Source organism: Schnuerera sp. (genome assembly GCF_035459645.1).
In the GTDB taxonomy this organism is placed as follows: domain Bacteria; phylum Bacillota; class Clostridia; order Tissierellales; family Tepidimicrobiaceae; genus Schnuerera.
In genome coordinates this window covers 1-2,984 of the sequence record NZ_DATHXO010000397.1, presented here as the reverse complement: position 1 = coordinate 2,984, position 2,984 = coordinate 1, and the positions used below count along the sequence as shown (strand labels likewise).

Sequence of the window (2,984 nt, the reverse complement as noted above, 5' to 3'; positions counted from 1 at the left end):
GGGACAGATTCACCAAATATTTCCTCTAACGGGACGATTCCTTCATATGAGTTTTGATTATATATCATGCTTTTTGTATCATTATATTCTTTATGTAAATAATGCCTGTCCTTAAATTCCAAATACATCTCTATCATTTTCATATCTTCTTCCAAATCTCTTATCATGCTATTCCAGTGAGTAATATCATTTACATTATCAACATGGTCTCGGCGTTTATAAGGTTCTTCATATTTTTCTCTGATTTCTCTATTCATCCTTTGTCTTTTATTCCTTGCTTTTTTACTTATTTTCATGGCTTTTTTATACTCATCATATAACTTATACATACTCTTATTTCTCTTCAAATAAATTCCGCCCCTTTTCTATACAAATTCTACATCGTTGTATGTATTTTACCTTTCCATCAATCTCCCAAGTTTCATTCACATAGTTATTTTCATCTGTGTCGTCGTATAGACGTCCACAAACACTACAGCTATTATGTGAATTTCGCATATCTCTGTTATTAAGATAATATCTAGTCTCTTCAATAAACCTACCACTGTGGCAGGGACATGTCAGATGCACCTTATCTGCCGTTATATGTGCTATTTCACCTGTTAAAAGTGCCTTTTTGTCACAATCTATACTACCGTCATTATACACCTTGTCTTTATATAAACATGTATGGCAATTATACTTATTACCCATAATACCCTCCTTACTATTTTATATTATTTCTAACTCCTAGTTATATTTTTTATTTCAATACTAAGCTTTTTTCCTACGTTATCCCACAGTACTTGTTCTAAATCAACCTCACCTACAAAATAAGAGTAAAAACAAGGTTGAATTCTCTCTTTATATAACTCACCTTCAGAGCTAAATAATGTTTTGCTACTATACATATCAGCAATTTCAACTGCAACTTTACTCTTGTCTATATACATACTGTATATAATATCACTAATATTGATATTTCTACCATTATAAAATATGGTATACTCACATTTGTTATGACTCAAGCTCAATCGTCCCTTAATGATCACAAGTTCACCCCCTATTACTTAATCTCCACCTCTTACTATAAGTGTATCACATTTCCTGATACATGTCAAGAAATTTTATATTATTTATACCTTATGTATAATATATACCCAAAAGCAATAAATATAAACATATTCTTATAAGAATTAATAAAAATATTTTTATGTGTACTAGCATTATTTTAACATAAATTTATATAGCGTATTAAAATTAATAAAATTAATACAAAAAAAGAAAGAATTATAATAAACAAATATTATTCGTATAAATATATGATAAGGTAAAGCTAAGTACATATAATATAAAAGTATTTGACATAGCTTAGGTTCTTTGATATGATTAAAATAGAAAAGATAGATTTATTTTTAAAATTGAGGAGGCGATTGTATGGGAAATGAAATATTGATATTTAGTTATAAAATTGCTAGGGATTTAATACAGAATGGGTTTGTTGTAAAAGACATTAGGCCAAATCATAAAGTGCAAGGCGCCACTGTTATTGTGTTTGAAAAAAGCAAGGCAATAAGCAATTACTTGAAGGGAGAATGGGGAATAAAGGGGTAATATGCAAATAATATAAACAAACATAGGGGGTAGTCTTATGAATTCATACATAAACTTATGCAAAAGATTTATATTAGATGAAAAAAATAAAAAAATAATAGACTTAGAAACTGGTGAAATTTTTACAGACAAAGATGAGATAGAAGAGTTGCTGAACGTGTTAAAAAAAGATAAAGAGATTAATAGAAATATAGAGAAAACTATCAGGCATGTATGGGGAATAAAAACAAAGACTGATGAGTATTTTTTAAGTTGGAAAAAGAATAGTTGGTTTGTAAAGATATATAGAACAGAAATGAGAAAATATTTAAAAACAGTAAATTTATCACCACATGCAGGGTTACTATTGGTACATATTCAACATTATATAGAGCATAGAACGAATAAAGTTGTAACCCCAAACAACACCAGCTTTACAAATAAAGAACTACAAGAGATGACTGGGATGGGCAGAGATAAGTTAAGAGCTAGCCTAAATGAATTAGAAGAGAAGCTATTTATAATAAGAAAAGGCAATGGTAGTGCGAGAGAGATATTTTTTAATCCTTATTTAATGTGTTCAGGTAACGAAGTATTAAAGGACGTGATTGACTTATTTGATAAGGCTGGCTATAAACCCCTCACACCATATTAAACCATATTAAAGACATACTAGCCTATACGTCCAGTCTAGTTAAGGCTTTAACTAGCCTATACGTCCAGGCTAGTATAAAATCCATAGAACCATTGATTTCAACGGTTAAACTCCAATTTTTGGCGAACTCGTCTTCTTTGTTCTTATACACATTATAGTGAAAGTTTGTTTGTGCTATTAAATGAAAGTAATTTTGTAAATATACATATTAAACAAGAGAACTATGACACTATTAACTAACTGTTTAAATTATTTTATAAGCAAAATTAATAGAGGAATTGCAAATTTTAAAAAAGCAATTTAATACAAGTTGCAGATGCAAATAGTATAAAATAGGTAAGACAAATTAATATAAACTTATTGATTTTTATAAATATTTGCAGTGTAAATATTATGTGGTTATTTTAATTGGTGGAGATTAATTTGTCTTTTGCCTAACGGCAAATATAATATTTTTATTTAGGATGGTAGAATTTTATCTACTATCTTTTTTTATGCTTAATTTTATACTTTTACAAGAATAACTTTAACATGATAAAGTAAATTTGTATTTTGTGTAATTTTAATATTTTACGATAGAAATGTTAATATTTCAACGATTGTTAAAATTTTAGGTGTGTTTTTGGTTATAAAAATAGGTGTTATCGCTGGTTGGTACTGTAATGTGTTTATAAGCATTGATATTACTAGTGTTGAATAGGTTTTTGTAAAATGTATGAAATATGGCAAAAATGACGATAGAGAGTATAAAATGTGT

Annotated in this window: 5 protein-coding genes; 2 read left to right on the top strand and 3 right to left on the bottom strand. The window is 28.2% G+C overall.

The annotated features are described in order from the left end of the window. The 3 genes from VK998_RS09405 to VK998_RS09395 form a co-directional block, all read right to left on the bottom strand. Positions 1-347: hypothetical protein (locus tag VK998_RS09405; RefSeq protein ID WP_325227876.1), on the bottom strand; the 347-nt coding region annotated here is incomplete at its 3' end. Further along, positions 334-693 (bottom strand): hypothetical protein, encoded by a 360-nt coding sequence (locus tag VK998_RS09400; protein ID WP_325227875.1) that lies wholly within the window; start codon positions 691-693, stop codon positions 334-336. The genes VK998_RS09400 and VK998_RS09405, both read right to left, overlap by 14 nt. A gap of 29 nt (positions 694-722) precedes the next feature. Further along, positions 723-1,031, bottom strand: a complete 309-nt coding sequence (locus tag VK998_RS09395) for a hypothetical protein (RefSeq protein ID WP_325227874.1) — start codon at positions 1,029-1,031, stop codon at positions 723-725. A 385-nt stretch (positions 1,032-1,416) separates the two neighbouring features. On the opposite strand from VK998_RS09395, the gene VK998_RS09390 reads away from it, so the two are divergent. Continuing rightward, positions 1,417-1,593 (top strand): hypothetical protein, encoded by a 177-nt coding sequence (locus VK998_RS09390; RefSeq protein WP_325227873.1) that lies wholly within the window; start codon positions 1,417-1,419, stop codon positions 1,591-1,593. 37 nt (positions 1,594-1,630) lie between these two features. Further along, positions 1,631-2,227, top strand: coding sequence for a hypothetical protein (locus VK998_RS09385; protein ID WP_325227872.1), 597 nt, complete (start codon positions 1,631-1,633; stop codon positions 2,225-2,227). The last annotated feature ends 757 nt before the right edge of the window (positions 2,228-2,984 follow it).